The following is a 15454-nucleotide window of genomic DNA, read 5'->3' on the forward strand; positions in this document are numbered from 1 at the left end:
CTTCACTTCCTAATGTTTTCCGGAAATAGTTTACCGCGATACGGTAAAGGGCTAGAAATGTGACCGATAATTTATCTGGATGCCGCCTGATGATCATGCTGGGTCGGATATGGATTACCTTTTGCTATGGATCACATTGCTAATTGGTCTGGGGCCATCTGTGTGCGGACACGCCCGTCACCTTGTCCAGATATTAGATCATCTCACGAATACTGCGTTACTATGTTACCTAGTTACTTCTTTACTGAGACACTTTGTTAGCTTCGTCACTAAATCACTACGTTACTCGATCCCTCCGTTACTTTACCATATATACCAGATCTTAAAGACAAATCCTGACCAACTAGATACCAACTTCACTATTAAATGGGGAATACACCAGACATTACTTAGGGTTTATAGGGGGTTAGTAGGGGTATACCCCTACTAACCCCCTATAAACCCCCTCTTATCCCCCTACTATACCAGTATTAAATACGAAGTTGGTCAGAATTTGATATGTAGTTGGTAGCAATCAGATATCCATTTCACATCACTACTCTCCCTTAGATAAAATACTTGCATGTTAACACGTCTACTTAAAGTATAAGATTTATCATACATTTTATTAAACCCTTTTCCTTTTAGCAGACTAAAAATTTATCCTCTCCGACTTTCATTAAAAAAAAGCAGCATAATTGCCCTAATCCAGTTCTAATGATACCTTAAATGAATACTCGATCTATATCACATAAAACTATTTGATGAGCGATCATTTTTATAAAAAATGCATAGCTATCGAAAACATTTATTTTTTTATAGTAAAAGGGAATAAAAAAGGTCATCTCTTCTGAGATGACCTGACAATCCTAATATGGATTAATTCTTTTACCGCTACTTTTTAAAAACCCAAAAGCGTTGAAGCGTATAATTGAATCCTAACGAAACAATAATCTCCACAATCACTTTTGATAGCAAAGGATGTAAATGTAATCTGTCATCCAACAGATAAATGCCAAGTGACTTTAGGAGTATACTTCCAGCAACTACGATTACAAATTTACCGAGCTGTTTTCCAAGTGGGGCCGAAGTATTATTGAAAGACCAGTAACGGTTGATTACAAAATTAACGACCGCTCCTAAAGAGCCACTAATTACATTTGAAAATGCGGGCGAAATACTGAGTACTTTATAGCAGAAAGTATAAATGCCAAAATCTGAAAGACCACCTACAAAAGCTGATAATTGCGCTCTAAAGAATTCTTTTAGTTTTGCATTCATATGTTAAACGTTTTCAGGCTCTTTCGTTTTTTTCTCTTCAGCATCTCTGATATCTCCTAAATCCAGTAATTTTTTAGTATCAATAGCATTGATAACAAAAAGAATAGCACAGATTCCCATCACTAAATAATGGATGGCACCTACGAAGAATACCTCAACCAGCAATACAAGACAAATAATAACGCGGATTTCTGTTGGTCCAACGATACCTGCATCTATTGTATATTTGTCGGTTACCTTATAGCGCAGCAAGGATAAAATCATCGCCCAACCATACAAAGCCACCAAAACAAAACCAGTTAATTCAAAATTACCTTTAGCATAGAATACATATCCCAGTCCGATCATCACCGTACTAATCCAATCCATGACAATATCTAAAGAAAATCCATACCATTTACGAGACTTATTTCTATAAAAAGCAATTCTACCATCAAGTGAATCACCGAACCACTGAATAAAAAAACCTACTATACCTAATAATAAATAATTAATATCCCAATATTGCGCTAGGATAAAACTTACCATAATCATTAAGGAACCAAACAAACCAATTGCTGTTAGTCCATCGGATGAAATCCAATTTGGAATACGCGGAACTAAATACGAAATAAATTTCTGTTCTGGATTACTCAATATATTTGTTCTCTTTCTATCTTGAAAAAGTTTTTTGTTTATTTTTTGACCACTCATCTCTCTTTGTTATTTTAACCATTTATGATCACGATACCATTGAATTGTAACTTTCAAGCCAGCATCCAAATCATAAATAGGTTTATATTGAATATTTTTTATTGATGAACTGATATCACATGCCCAACTAGCGGCTGTCAATTCATTTAATCTTTCCGGATACAATACCGGTATTGATTTGGATTTTTTATATGCTAGATCCATTGCTTGAGCCACACCTCTAACCAAGCGAAGTGGAAGGTGTAATCTATATAGGGACTTAGCAGTATATTTTTTAAAAATTGTTGCCATTTCATAACGGTCATACACTAAGCCATCGGTAATATTATAAACTTTCTTGCCGCCTTTATCTAAAAAGCATGCATTCAGAATAGCATTAACGAGATCTTTTACAAAAACAAAAGTTAATTTTTGAGGTGATTTTCCAATATAAGCATCTAAACCCGTATTTAATGTTTTAAACAACACAAAAAGATCTTTCTCTTTGGGTCCATATACTGCAGTAGGACGGATAATGGAAAGTTTATTGTCAACATATTTATCAAGCATCTTTTCAGCCAGGACTTTACTACGGCCATATGCTGTTACAGGGTGATAATCATTTTGCTCATTGATCGCAGGTGCGTCATAAGCCACTGGTCCGATCGCTGCGAGACTACTAATAAAAACAAATCGTTCAAGCGGTATATTGGATTCAAAGACTGCGTCTGCCAAGCATTCGCTATACCCAACATTTACCTCAACAAGATCTAATTCGTTCTTTGCTCTTGTCATTGCAGCTGCATGAACAATATAGGCATATTGCTCTAGCTCTAACAGTTCCAATAATGAATCCTTATTTTTAAAATCAGGATAAACAAATTGATCAACAAAAGACTTTATTTCACTGACATCACTGGTTTTCCTAACGGCTGCATGCACTTCCAAGCCTGCCTCATAGGCAGCTTGAACGAGATGATAACCGACAAAACCACTTGCGCCTGTGATTAAGATTTTTTTTCTCATAGCGCTTGCTCGTACAGACGATAGCGTTTGTACAATTCTCCATTGATTTGCTCGATAGCATGATTCATCATATAATTAGTATCAAGCATCCATGAGCATTCTGCTCCTTTAACGGTAAATCCGTCTCCAGAATTTTTAATTATGCTACCATAAAGGCAGGCTTCAATTCCTAATTTACGGTACTCATCCAGTACCCCAAGCATCAGAACACGAATCAGATTTACCTTTTTCAATCCAAATAATAATTTGAAAATCCCGGTAGGTAATAATCTTCCGCGCTTGATTTTAATTAAAATTTGGTTGATATCTGGAATACCTAAAGCAAATCCAATGACTTTACCATCCTTTTCTGCCAACAAAGCATATCTAGGATCAACAATCATTTTCATTTCTTTAGCTGCGTAATTAAATTCATCTTCCGTAAAGGGCACAAAACCTAAGTTTTTATCCCACGCCTTATTATAAATCTCTCTGATTCGCTCTGTTTCATTTTTAAAATCCTTCAAATTCATTTGACGGATCTTAATTCCGGAACGATTTAACCGCTCTTCTAGTTTTTCCAGCAGAAGAACAGATCGTTTACTTGCTTTATTTTCCATCACCAGATAAGCACGCAAATCAATTTTCTTTTGAAAACCGGCATTTGTTACCAGATCTGGATAGTAAGCAAAATTATAAGGCATCATGGCTACAGGAGGACTATCAAATCCTTCCACCAATAAACCGCAGGTATCATTGGTCGTTAAATTAATTGGACCGACGATATTCGTTCCACCTTTAGCTTTTACCCAATCTTTTGCAGCTTGAAATAAAGCATTTGCAACTTCTTGATCGTTTATGGAATCAAAAAATCCCCACTGACCTTCCTGCACTTGGTTAAAGGCATTGTGATTCACATTCCAAATTGCAGCAATACGACCGACCAATTTCTGATCTTTGTACGCTAAAAATAATTGTGTTGAGGAATGTTTGTAAAAGGGATGCTTGCCAGGAGTTAGCAAATCATACTGAGCAAGATATAGCTCTGGTACATAATAAGGATTTTCCGCATATAAAGTATGCGGAAAATCTATATATAACCGTTTCTGTTTCTTAGTTTCAACGGGGATAACCTGTATCATAATAGACACTTAGATTAATGATTCAACATCTGCTAATTTGAAGACTTTAACCATCTTCTCGATCGCTTCATCAATTTGATCGAAGCTATGTGTTGCCATTAGTGAGAAACGAATCAAAGATTCTTCCGCAGGAACAGCAGGTGAAACTACTGGATTAACAAAAACACCATCGTCTTGAAGCATTTTAGTTACCCAGAATGTCTTTTCGTTATTTCTAATAAAAATTGGTAAAATCGGGCTCTCTGTCGCACCCAAATCAAAACCACTTTCTAATAATAATTTTTTAGCGTAATTTGTATTTGCCCACAATTTTTCAATATGTTGAGGCTCTGCTTGAATGATCTCCAAAGCTTTCAATGTCGAAGCAACAGAAGCTGGAGTCATACTAGCGCTAAACATGACCGAACGTGCAGAGTGCTTCAAGTATTCAATAACATCAGCATCTCCAGAAACAAATCCGCCCAATGAAGCAAATGATTTACTGAAGGTACCCATAATCAAATCGGCGCTATCAGTTAGTCCAAAATGTGACGCTGTACCAGCTCCCTTTTCTCCGATCACACCTAAACTATGTGCATCATCGACCATTACTGTCGCATCAAACTCGTCTGCAATTTTTATTAATTCTGGTAAGTTAACGATATCCCCTTCCATACTGAAGATACCATCTGTTGCGATCAATTTGCCACTTTCTTCTGGTAATCTAGCTATTTTTGCACGCAGATCGTTCATATCGTTGTGCGCATACTTGATCACTTTAGAAAAGGACAATCTACTACCATCAATAATGGAAGCATGATCGCGTTCATCCAATAAGATATAATCGTTACGTCCCGTAAGACATGATAATGGTCCTAAATTTGATTGAAAACCCGTACTGAATAAAATAGTTGACTCTTTCCCCACATAAGCCGACAATTTCTCTTCAAGCTCCACATGAATATCTAAAGTACCATTTAAAAAACGAGATCCAGCACAACCGGTTCCATATTTTGCTAATGCATCTTGAGAAGCTTTGATAATACGTTCATCCGTCGTTAATCCTAAATAAGAATTAGAACCAAACATCAAAACACGTTTGCCATCAATTTTTACTTCGGTATCTTGTCTCGACTGAATGGGTCTAAAATAAGCATATAAGCCTTTAGCTTTTAACTCACTAACGATTTTAAATTGCGATATTCTCTCGCCTAATTTTCCTTTACTCATGCGATTAAAAGGTATTTCTTAAATTTTATAATTGTTTTTGACTGCAATGATTACCAAAATATCAGCTTCATCATCAGCACTTTCAATTCCTACTTCCAAATAGATTAATACAAAATGACTTCCTAAATACTGCGTGAAATACAATATTAAATCAAAAACGATGCAAACATACGAAAACAAAACCTGACTTTCACTTAATGTTAGTCATATTTTTCACATATAAATATCGTAAAAATAATTTTAATTTAACACTTAAATTAAAATCCAAAAAATAACAATGCTAAAAAAAACACCATTATAATATTTATATTTGCTTTTCCGTGGCTTTACATATCACAAACTTAGCTGGGTTTGTATTTGGAAATGGAATGGGAATAAATATATTAAGAAATTATGGCAATATCATCAGATATCAATATAAAAAATAAAAGGGCATCGTTTGAATACCATTTGCTTGACAGATATGTCGCTGGAATTAGACTGCTTGGCACAGAAATCAAATCAATTCGAGAAGGAAAAGCAAATATCAATGATAGTTTTTGCAATTTTTTTCATGATGGTCTTTATCTAAGAAACATGCATATCGCAGAGTATTCGCATGGATCGTTTTACAATCACGAGGCAAAGCGTGATCGTCAATTGTTATTGACAAAGAGAGAATTGAAAAAATTAAGATTAAAAGGAGAGGAAAAAGGTTTTACTATCGTTCCGCTACGTATTTTCATCAGTCCTAGAGGTTTTGCTAAAGTGGAAATAGCTTTAGCGCAAGGTAAAAAAGACTTTGATAAACGTGATACCATCAAAGACAGAGAAGGCAAAAGAGAGCTGGATCGAGCGCTAAAAAGATAGTGCCTATCCGCATATGATATAAGCTCCAGGTGTTATACCTACTCTATTTTTAAAGAGACGAACAAAATAATTGACATCATTAAATCCAACACGAAAACAAGTCTCTTTAACGCTTTTTGTTTTCCGTAACAAACTCTTTGCCTGCTGAATACGTGTCCTGATAATGTATTCTATTGGTGTAATCCCCAATTCGTTTTTAAAAAGGCGAAATAAACTAGACTTACTCATATTTGCCTGCTTTTCTAAGACTTCCACTGTAATGGATTCGGAAAGGTGGGCATGTATATAATTTCGGATATGCTCTAAAGCTGTATTATTTTTTGTCTTACCAATATCAAGAGACAGTAACGATTGCGTTTGAAGTAAACGGATAACAAGTTCACGAAAGGTAAGATCAGCTAGGGCATCTTTCAACGGATTATCACTAGTGATGGTTTGGAATAATTTATTAATCAAATCCGTCAATTCTGGAGTGTTATACAGATGAAACAAGTTTAAGTCTAATTTCCAATCCATTACTGCATTTGCTTTTGGATAGTGCTCATTAAGATGGTTAATCACTTCATCTATCTTCGCTTTACTTATTGTCAAAGCGGTACATTGTGTAGGAGCTGTAAAAGTAGCTTCTGGAAAATCGATCTGCATTTTACTGTATGCAGGCAATATCATGGTCTGACCAGGTAAATATTCAAAGGAATCTCGTTGCTGGAGGTGCATAATTTTTTTTCCATGAATCATATTGATAATCACCAGATCATCAAATTGTAAAGCAACTTTCTCAGATCTTTGATAAGTCTCAAATACGTTTAATTCTAGATTTTCTAAAGTAAACGCTCTCCTATTCTCTACCAGCGTAGAAAGTTCATGACGCGATGAAAATGGCAACGAATTTACAAGCCTGTTGTTTATCATATCCCTATCTTTTATTATAATTGGCTGGTAATCAAACTTAGACAAATTGTCTTTAAAATACAAGATAATTATGTCGAATATTGGATTATTTCATCTACAATCACCGCCTCCAACATCGATTTATGGGTTATCTGCCGCTTTGATGATGAAATTATAATGCTACCATTTGAAACCATAATGCTATAAGTAAGCAAACACTTTTGCTAAATTTGAGATACAACAATTTGTATAACATTATAAAAAACAAATATTATGGCAGCAATTCAAAGACCGTCGTTTAAAGAGCGTTATGGTAATTACATAGGTGGAAAATTTGTTCCACCAACATTAGGAAAATACTTTGACAATATCTCTCCTTTAGATGGTAAAGTATTTACACAGGTTGCACATTCTACAAAGGAAGATTTAGAATTAGCTGTTGATACAGCTTCAAAAGCATTTGAAACCTGGGGAAAAACCTCTTCGACGGAAAGAAGCATCATTTTAAATAAAATTGCAGACCGCATCGAGCAAAACTTGGAATACATTGCAGCAGTTGAAACGGTTGACAATGGAAAAGCTGTTCGCGAAACGTTAAATGCAGACATTCCATTAGCGATTGATCACTTTCGTTATTTTGCCAGTGTAATACGTGCAGAAGAGGGATCTTTAAGTGAATTGGATCAAAACACCGTTTCTTTAATTGTTCATGAGCCAATCGGTGTTATTGCGCAGATTATTCCTTGGAATTTCCCAATTTTGATGGCTGTTTGGAAATTGGCCCCTGCTTTAGCCGCAGGTAACTGTGTGGTATTAAAGCCAGCAGAGAGTACACCTGTATCTATTCTTGTCCTAATGGAATTAATCGGTGACTTGATCCCTGATGGAGTGATCAACATCGTTAATGGTTTTGGAGGAGAATTAGGTCGTGCACTTGTCACCAATCCTAAGGTTTCAAAAGCCGCATTTACTGGCTCTACTGCAACTGGCCGTATGGTGATGCAGTATGCTACGGAAAACATCATTCCTGTAACATTGGAATTAGGTGGTAAATCTCCCAATGTGTTCTTTAGTTCGGTCATGGATCATGACGACGCATTCTTAGATAAAGCAATAGAAGGTGCTGTTTTATTTGCCCTGAACCAAGGAGAGATCTGTACTTGTCCTTCTCGCTTACTGATTCAGGAGGATATCTATGATCGTTTTATAGCTAAAGTGATCGATCGTGTCAATCAAATTAAAGTTGGCGATCCTTTAGATCCAGAAACGATGATGGGTGCTCAAGCTTCAAAAATCCAAAAGGACAAAATTATGTCTTATATCAAACTGGGTAAAGAAGAGGGTGCTGAGCTGTTAACTGGTGGTGATGAAAATCATTTGGGCGAAGGTCTGGAAGAAGGGTATTATATCAAACCAACTTTATTTAAAGGCCATAACAAAATGCGTATTTTCCAAGAGGAAATATTTGGTCCTGTATTAGCTGTTACAACATTCAAAGATGAGAAAGAAGCGTTAGAAATTGCTAATGATACCATCTATGGTTTGGGAGCTGGAGTCTGGACACGTGATGCACATCAGCTGTATCAAATCCCACGTGCTATCCAAGCTGGACGTGTATGGGTCAATCAATATCATTCGTACCCTGCTGGCGCTCCTTTTGGAGGTTATAAGCAATCTGGTATCGGTCGTGAAAACCATAAAATGATGCTTGATCATTACCGTCAAACAAAAAACATGTTGATTTCATACAGTAAAGAAAAACTTGGTTTTTTTTAATCTCGAAAAATAAAATTAAAAAAATGGGGTTATTACTATAATCCCATTTTTTTTAATTCTTAATGTATCATGTGGAATAACAAAATTCAATTATCGAAAAGGATACCGTAGGTATCTGAGCCCAATTTGCAAAATTACTCCTCGCGGGTGACCAATATTAATATCAGGTCAAGCAGAAAGATGGTCACATTATTGCAGGATACAATCAAGCAAAACAGATGAGATTTTCAGCAATAACATTCGGGAACAAATTGATCCACTGTCATACTATTGGCACTTTGGTGATCGTTAAAAACACCCCCTTAAAAAGCTTTAAATAAAGCATAAAATAGAACGGATTATGGTAGAAAGATTAGCGTTAACGGAAAAAGCAAAAGCACTAATAAAGGAATTATCAAGCACTCATGGGGATTTGATGTTTTATCAGGCAGGGGGATGTTGTGAAGGTACACAACCACAATGTTTTGAAAAAGGTGGATTCTACCCCCGAATGAATGATGCGATGATCGGCCTTGCGGAAGGTTATGAATTTTGGATCGATCGCGATTTATTTGAATATTGGAAATTTTCGCATTTCACCCTGGATGTCCTCGATGGGTTTGGACCAGGTGGATTTTCATTGGAATCATCCTTAGGGAAAACATTTAAAGTTCACTATAGGCTTTTCACAGAGGAGGAATTAAAAGAATTGTCGCCTATAAAACGAATGGAATAACCAACTTGTGTTATTCCATTCGTAATTTCATGAAGATGTAATCTGATTTAATCCTCGATTTCAAGCCCCTCTAATACGGGTATTGGTTTTTTATTATCATCCAAGGCTACGAAAGAAAAAACACCTTTAACAGCCAATTCGCGACCGTCTTTATACATATCTTCTAAGAAGATTTCAACTTTTACTTTTAAACTTGTTCGCCCAACGTGTATAACCTCAGCTATTGCTTCGATCATACTACCTGCAGGGATCGCTTTTTCAAAATCAATCTTGTCTGAAGAGACGGTTACAAGTGCTTTTCTGCAGAATCTGGTTGCACACATAAATGTTACTTCATCCATAATAGCCATAGCTTTACCTCCAAACAAAGTGGAATGATGGTTTGTTGTAAACGGGAAAACAGTTATAAAATGATGTGTTCTCGACTGTTCAATTCTTTCTTGTAATGTCATTATTTATTTAATTTCTTCCTTGTTCTACGTCGACTCCAATACCTTTTAACAACATTGAAGCATTAAATATTTTACACTCTCCGATCTTGAGTTTATAATCGAACAGCATCTCGTCTTGAATCACCTGTATATCAAAATGATAATTCTTGACTATTTTTGGATATTCATCTGCTAAAGTCGACAATTGCAAATCATGTGTTGCAACCATCCCCTTACCATTCTCCATGATCAATTTTTTAATAATGGCTCTTGATCCCAAATACTTATCGACCGAATTAGTTCCTCTTAGCATCTCATCGATTAAAAAGAAACTATCAGCACGCTGCGCTACTGTTTCTAAGATAAATTTCATACGATCCAGTTCTGCTTTAAATGTCGAAGTACTCTCATTCAAATTGTCTTTTATTCGCATATAGGATATCAAATGAAAGATCGGAAGTTTAAAAGAAGTAGCGGGTACTACTGCACCGGCATAAGCTAAGACCGCATTGATACCGACAGTGCGCAAAAATGTACTCTTTCCTGCCATATTTGAACCCGTAACCAATGCGATCTGATGATCAACATTGGTATATGTATTTGCAATGGCTTTATCAGCAGAAATCAGAGGATGAGCCAAATCAACAGCTTCTACAGGTGAATCCATTTGTTCTAATAATATTGGGACTGTCCAGTCAGGATGGTTACGGTTCCAGGTACCTAGACTTACCAGTGCTTCTACTTCAGCAAGCGTATCAAATGATTCCAATATATTAACGTGGTACTTTGCTTTCCAATCTACGATAGCCAATACCTGCTTAAAATCCCATAAGAATATCATGTTCAAGATTGTTCCGACCATCATATTATTTCGAGCATCCAAGTTACTGATCAGTTTACCCAGTTTTTTAAAGGCATGAGAAACTGAGTCTGATGACCCCTGTATGTTTAGTTGTTTCTGTAATTCTTGATTACGAGTTGCCTTCCAAGTTCGATTCTCAACTAGCTCCATACTTGCGGCATACGAATCCAGTAGATTGCCAACTTTATCGATTCGACTAGAGAAGAAAGAAACTTTTCCCCCATTGGCCATAGACCAAAAAACATGTCCCAATCCTATTACCACTGGTATGTATGCTGCAGCGGGAATAATAACCGCAAGAATAACAGCACCGATAAATAAAAACGGGGCTAGCTTCACGTATAAGCGCATAAATGAATGACCGAATGAGAAATCTGCAGACTGAAAGTATGTGGCTAGAAAAGATTTAACATCTAATTTTTGGTTCAAATTTGACAACAATTTTGCTTGAAAATCTTGGCTCCATGTGATATCAGTTGCAATTTCAGCCGCAGCTTCCTGTCTTTTTACAATTTCATCTCTTTTTGCATCAGTAAGTAACCATTGTCCTAAAACGGATAAACCCATTTTTGTGGTTGAACGATTTAACAATTCAAATAGAGAGTGGCTTCCAACAATATCCAGATCTGCACTATAGGGATGCTTATTATCTTCTAAATGTGCCCCATTATCATACATATTAACGCCTTTATTTTCGACATCAATTTCATTTAGGTTCACAGCCAGCAATGCTTTCTGATACACAGTAATTTTCTCTAATTTACTTTGCCTACTTACCAGGAAAGCAAAAAGAAATATCAGTGCAAAAAATAAAATCAGAACGAGCAGTAGATTTTCTAATTGAAATGAATAAAATAAAGCAGCACCGCCAAAGATGATCACACCGAGACGGAAGAAACTATTTTGGTTAATTGCTCGGTCCAGTTTCTTTACTTCTTGCTCGATCTGTACCTTATTACTAAGGTATATGTCCATAATTTTATTTTTCATTGGAGAATATTTTTTTACCATAATGAGTCTAGCATGTGCATCTTAACTGCTGTTTATGAGCGGTATGCTCATGCTGGCTTCATCAAAATTTAATTATTTATGAGTGTATGATTTCAAGTAAAACCTGTTGTACTAGCACTCGTATTTTGTATTCATGATCTATTTTTTTGAAAACACACATGCTTCATTTCGTCATTAAAGGTCATGAGCTTAGTTTGCTTCTAAAATTCACTCTTGAACTCAAACTAACAGTTGATATAAGCCTTTAATCCTGTTATTTTATTGATTTAAATAACTAAAAAAGCTTGGTTTTTACCAAGCTTGATCCCCCACCAAAGGAACAAATCTAAAGGTATCGAGCTCGATTCGATCAAAATCATTTTCTCCAGCTCGAATGATGGTTACCATTTTTTGTTCTTTTTCATCACCAACTGGTATTACGAATATACCACCGATTTTTAATTGTTTGAGCATAATCTCCGGCACAAAGGGAGCGCCTGCAGTCACAATTATTTTATCATATGGTGCATGTTGCTCAATTCCTTTGGAACCATCTCCACAGAAGAAATGAGGTTTATATCCCATATACGGTAAAACCTGTATCGTTCTCTGGTATAAATTTTCTTGTCTTTCTATGGTGTAAACATTTGCCCCCAGCTCCATTAAGATACAGGTCTGATATCCAGACCCCGTTCCAATTTCCAGCACTTTATCTCCCTTTTTTACATGGAGCAATTCCGATTGATAAGCAACAGTATAGGGCTGTGAGATGGTTTGCCTGTCTCCTATAGGAAAAGCGATATCTTTATACGCCTGATTCCAAAATGTCTCATCAAAGAAAAAATGACGAGGTACTTTAGCGATAGCATTCAATACATTTTGGTCAGTAATACCTCTTGTCTTCAGTAGCTGCACCAATTGCTTACGAGCACCTTTTTCCCTATAATTATCTACAAATTTATACGCCATTATGACTCAAAAATACTATTGTTATTTAATAATTACCACTATAAGAACATTTTCACAACTAATCAATTAACTGGCAAGCTCTTTCATTTGAAATTAATAATTTTTGGCTAATTTCACTTAACAAGCCAATGATTTAATAAGGATCTACATCGATCACGATACGCGTCCCGCTATTTGATTTATCTGCAATAAAATCATTTTTCACATGCTTGATTAAGTCTTTTACTTTAACAATACTGATATTATTTCTTTCGATTTTAAGCGTTATGGTTTGGATAAAATAATTCCGGACTCTTCCTACCAATGGCGTTTCAGGACCTAAAACTCTAGCGCCTAGCTGCTGTCTTAGCGCTGATCCAAATTTCTTAGCTCCATCATAACATTTTTGGATATCCATATGCTTAATATCAATACGAATCACCCGATAAAAAGGAGGATAAGCAAAGTTTTTACGTTCTTTTATCTCAGTATCAAACATTCCTTGATAATCATGTGCAACTACCTGCTCCAAAACACGATGTTTTGGCGTATAGGTCTGAATGATGACCTGTCCACCGGCTTCTCTTCTTCCAGCGCGACCTGCGACTTGCAAAAAGAGTGAGAAAGCTCGTTCATAAGCACGAAAGTCAGGGAAATTAATCATCGTATCGGCATTGATAATACCAATTAAGCTTACACGACCAAAATCCAATCCTTTGGCGACCATTTGCGTACCGATCAGAATATCAAATTCATGTTCATCAAAGGCACCTATGATCTTATCAAAACCATTTTTCCCCTTTGTCGAGTCCAAATCCAGACGGCCAATGCGCGCATTGGGCATGAGCAATTCTAACTCCTCCTCTACCCGCTCCGTTCCAAAACCTTTACTTTCTATATGAGGCATACCACATGCTGGACATATTTTGATTGGTGGTTCCACGTGACCACAATAATGGCAATGCATCATATTTGAACTCTTATGATAGGTCATACTAACATCACAGTTCACACATTTAGCGACAAAACCACAGGTATTGCATTGGATAATAGTGGTATGACCACGTCGGTTTTGAAACAATATAACCTGTTCTTTTCTTTCTAGAGCCCCTTCTATCGCTTTCAGTAAATTACCGGAGAAATATGAAAACATATTTTCTTTTCTTCCTTCTTGTGGTATATCGACAATATGGATATCAGGAAGTTGTGCATTACCATACCTTTCTAATAGCTGTACAAAACCATATTTATTTGATTTTGCATTATAAAAGCTTTCGATGGAAGGCGTTGCTGAACCCAATAAAACTTTCGTTTGGTGAATATAACCTAGGTAGATAGCGGTATCGCGCGCATGATACCTTGGTGCTGGATCATATTGTTTGTATGAACTTTCGTGTTCCTCATCGACTAATATAATTCCTAAATCTTGAAACGGTAAAAAGACCGAGGAACGTGCACCTACAATAATCTGAAACTCATTTTTCATTACTTTATGCCACACCTCTGCACGTTCATTATCATTAAATTTGGAATGATAGACTCCCAGTTTATCTCCAAAATGCAATTTTAAGCGCGCGGTTATTTGAGCTGTTAAAGCAATTTCAGGTAAGAGATATAGTGCAGACTTTCCAGCAGCTATTGCTTGCTCAATTAATCGAATATATAGCTGGGTTTTTCCAGATGCAGTCACCCCATGCAATAAAGTAACGTCTTTAGTTTCAAAGCAATCTTGAATTTGGTTATAAGCACGTTGTTGATCCGCATTAAATTCAAAATTAGCATCCAACTCAATATCCTCTCCCTGAAAGCGACTGACCACCTTTTCTTTAACTTGAAACACCCCCTTATCTATAAGTGCAGTAATCGCGCCTGAACCACAGCCTGAAGCTTCCATAATCATCTGACGGGTGACATCTGTACCCATTTTTGCTAATTGCATACATGCCAAAACCGCATCTTGCTGTTTGGGAGCTCGGTTTAGTCCATCCAATAGATTTCGTTTCCCATCTTCATCTCGAAATTCTGGGGCAAAAGAGAAGAAAACTTTAGTCTTGGGTTTATATCGTTCTGTAATCTCTTCCGAAATCAAAACAATACCTTTATCAAACATGACTTTCAGGATCGGAAATACCGATTTTTGACTCAATAGTTTGACAATATCGTTTACTTTTAGTTCTCCTGCGACTTCAAGCGCTTCAATGATCAGGTATTCTTTGTCTGTCAATGTCGATCGATCAAAATCATCGGGTATAGCCGATACAATTTTAGTTTCACTTGCGAGCTTCAATGCAGAAGGCAATGCAGCTTGCATGACCTCTCCCAAAGAACACATATAATAATCAGCTATCCAATCCCACAAGAGCAATTGTGCGGCATCAACAATCGGTTTTTCATCGATAATATCTAAAATATACTTTGCTTCATAATGCTTAGGCGCTTCCTTGCTGATTTGTTTTACAATAGCAGAATAAATCTTATTCTTTCCAAATTGCACCATGACACGAACACCGACCTGAATCTTATCGTTCCATTCCACCGGAATACGATAGGTATAGGTGTTGGCCAGTGATAAAGGCAAAATAACATCGACAAAAACAGTCGTCCGGTCTGTGAAAAATAAATTTTGAGGCTCTGGCATATTCATTTCAAGTATCATGTAAAATTACTAAAAATAAGCCCTCGAAAAACGTTAATTTCTTCGAGG

At 36.4% G+C, this 15454-nt stretch carries 13 protein-coding genes; 3 read left to right on the plus strand and 10 right to left on the minus strand.

Annotated elements, in window-relative coordinates:
• Positions 1 to 873: 873 nt before the first annotated feature.
• The 5 genes from B3P23_RS00375 to spt are packed head-to-tail and all read right to left on the minus strand — an operon-like array spanning position 874 to position 5288.
• The gene (locus B3P23_RS00375; RefSeq protein WP_045752946.1) at positions 874 to 1260 is read right to left on the minus strand and encodes a GtrA family protein; all 387 of its coding nucleotides are present in this window, start codon (positions 1258 to 1260) and stop codon (positions 874 to 876) included.
• A gap of 3 nt (positions 1261 to 1263) precedes the next feature.
• Positions 1264 to 1953: a CDP-alcohol phosphatidyltransferase family protein gene (locus B3P23_RS00380; protein WP_045752947.1), complete on the minus strand. Its 690-nt coding sequence runs from the start codon at positions 1951 to 1953 to the stop codon at positions 1264 to 1266.
• Positions 1954 to 1962: 9 nt separating this feature from the next.
• A complete protein-coding gene (locus tag B3P23_RS00385; protein WP_248755688.1) occupies positions 1963 to 2958 on the minus strand; it encodes an NAD-dependent epimerase/dehydratase family protein in 996 nt (331 codons plus the stop codon).
• Complete coding sequence (locus B3P23_RS00390; RefSeq protein ID WP_045752949.1) at positions 2955 to 4079, minus strand: hypothetical protein; 1125 nt, start codon at positions 4077 to 4079, stop codon at positions 2955 to 2957. The genes B3P23_RS00385 and B3P23_RS00390 overlap by 4 nt, the downstream gene beginning before the upstream one ends.
• A gap of 9 nt (positions 4080 to 4088) precedes the next feature.
• The gene (gene spt / locus B3P23_RS00395) at positions 4089 to 5288 is read right to left on the minus strand and encodes a serine palmitoyltransferase (protein ID WP_045752950.1); all 1200 of its coding nucleotides are present in this window, start codon (positions 5286 to 5288) and stop codon (positions 4089 to 4091) included.
• Positions 5289 to 5681: 393 nt separating this feature from the next.
• Between spt and smpB the strand changes: the two genes are divergently transcribed.
• On the plus strand, positions 5682 to 6137 hold the full coding sequence (gene smpB / locus B3P23_RS00400; RefSeq protein ID WP_045752951.1) for an SsrA-binding protein SmpB: 456 nt from the start codon (positions 5682 to 5684) through the stop codon (positions 6135 to 6137).
• Positions 6138 to 6140: 3 nt separating this feature from the next.
• On the opposite strand, the gene B3P23_RS00405 is transcribed toward smpB, so the two are convergent.
• Positions 6141 to 7049 carry a helix-turn-helix domain-containing protein gene (locus B3P23_RS00405; protein ID WP_045752952.1) on the minus strand — a complete coding sequence of 303 codons (909 nt, stop codon included), beginning with the start codon at positions 7047 to 7049 and terminating at the stop codon, positions 6141 to 6143.
• Between the two features lie 252 nt (positions 7050 to 7301).
• Between B3P23_RS00405 and B3P23_RS00410 the strand changes: the two genes are divergently transcribed.
• Together B3P23_RS00410 and B3P23_RS00415 are read left to right on the plus strand one after the other, a co-directional pair.
• A complete protein-coding gene (locus B3P23_RS00410; protein ID WP_045752953.1) occupies positions 7302 to 8804 on the plus strand; it encodes an aldehyde dehydrogenase family protein in 1503 nt (500 codons plus the stop codon).
• Between the two features lie 340 nt (positions 8805 to 9144).
• On the plus strand, positions 9145 to 9519 hold the full coding sequence (locus tag B3P23_RS00415) for a DUF779 domain-containing protein (protein ID WP_045752954.1): 375 nt from the start codon (positions 9145 to 9147) through the stop codon (positions 9517 to 9519).
• Positions 9520 to 9566: 47 nt separating this feature from the next.
• On the opposite strand, the gene B3P23_RS00420 is transcribed toward B3P23_RS00415, so the two are convergent.
• From B3P23_RS00420 to priA, 4 genes are all read right to left on the minus strand, one after another.
• Positions 9567 to 9971 carry an acyl-CoA thioesterase gene (locus B3P23_RS00420; protein ID WP_045752955.1) on the minus strand — a complete coding sequence of 135 codons (405 nt, stop codon included), beginning with the start codon at positions 9969 to 9971 and terminating at the stop codon, positions 9567 to 9569.
• Between the two features lie 7 nt (positions 9972 to 9978).
• Positions 9979 to 11802, minus strand: a complete 1824-nt coding sequence (locus B3P23_RS00425) for a MutS-related protein (protein WP_293923547.1) — start codon at positions 11800 to 11802, stop codon at positions 9979 to 9981.
• 312 nt (positions 11803 to 12114) lie between these two features.
• On the minus strand, positions 12115 to 12771 hold the full coding sequence (locus tag B3P23_RS00430) for a protein-L-isoaspartate(D-aspartate) O-methyltransferase (protein WP_293923549.1): 657 nt from the start codon (positions 12769 to 12771) through the stop codon (positions 12115 to 12117).
• A gap of 133 nt (positions 12772 to 12904) precedes the next feature.
• Positions 12905 to 15406, minus strand: a complete 2502-nt coding sequence (priA, locus tag B3P23_RS00435) for a replication restart helicase PriA (RefSeq protein ID WP_293923551.1) — start codon at positions 15404 to 15406, stop codon at positions 12905 to 12907.
• Positions 15407 to 15454: the final 48 nt, after the last annotated feature.

Origin of the sequence: Sphingobacterium sp. UBA6320 (assembly GCF_002440335.1) — a bacterium.
In the GTDB taxonomy this organism is placed as follows: Bacteria; Bacteroidota; Bacteroidia; order Sphingobacteriales; family Sphingobacteriaceae; genus Sphingobacterium.